Origin of the sequence: Streptomyces sp. YS-3 (assembly GCF_045257485.1) — a bacterium.
Classification (GTDB): domain Bacteria; phylum Actinomycetota; class Actinomycetes; order Streptomycetales; family Streptomycetaceae; genus Streptomyces.
The window spans coordinates 1-943 of record NZ_JBJHPC010001092.1 but is presented as its reverse complement, the minus strand read 5'-3'; the positions used below and the strand labels follow the sequence as shown (position 1 = coordinate 943).

Here is a 943-nt window from a genome sequence, read left to right as displayed (position 1 = left end):
CCTCCCGAGGCCTCCGGCTCCCCCGCCCCCGGAGTCCCCGGGCGCGGGATCGCCGGGCTCTCGCTGCCCTACCAGGTGGCCGCGGCGCTCGCGCTGGCGGTCGTCGCGGTGGTGGGGATCGTTCACATCGCCATGGTGTTTCTGCACGTCGCGCCGTCCAATACGGTCACGAAGCAGCACGGAAAAATCGTCGACGACTGGATCTATCCCGAGTTCGAACAGAACTGGAAGCTCTTCGCACCCAACCCGCTCCAGCAGAACATCGCGGTCCAGGCCCGTGCCGAGATCCGTATGCCGGACGGGAACCGGAAGACGACCGACTGGATCGACCTGACGGCCGAGGACGGCTCCGGCATCCGCGGCAACCCGCTGCCCAGCCACACTCAGCAGAACGAGCTGCGCCGGGGCTGGGAGTTCTTCGTCAACTCCCACACCGACGACAACAAGCCCAACGGGCTGCGCGGCGAGCTCTCCGACCGCTATATCCACCGGATCGTGATGCTCCGCCTCGGCGCGCACCATGACGGCGGAACCGTCGAGCGTGTACAGGTCAGGTCCGTGACGAGGTCCGTGAAGGCTCCGGTGTGGAGCGACGAGAAGATCGACACCCGGCCGTACTACCGGGTCGTCCCCTGGTGGACCGTGACCCCCGCCGACCTCCCGGGCGGCGCCGGTTCCGCCGAGGCGCGCTCGGAGGCCGGCCGATGAACGAGTCCACGAGTGGGTCCACCAGCGACTTCACGAGCGAGTCCCGGGGCGAGACCATGAGTGATGCGGTGAGCGGACCCGTACGCGGGCCGGCGGACGGTGCGACGGGCGGGACTGCCGACGAGCAGTCCCAGGCGCCGCACACGTCCCCTCAGCCCCAGGGATGGCACTGGCACGCCTCGCCTGCCCACCAGGCGCCCCAGACACCCCAGGCGCCCTCCGCAGCCCCTGGCGC

At 70.1% G+C, this 943-nt stretch carries 1 protein-coding gene; it reads left to right on the top strand.

Annotation, left to right across the window (positions count from 1 at the left end):
• Positions 1-708: DUF5819 family protein (locus ACJA3G_RS37675; protein ID WP_406557500.1), on the top strand; the 708-nt coding region annotated here is incomplete at its 5' end.
• Positions 709-943 lie beyond the last annotated feature (235 nt).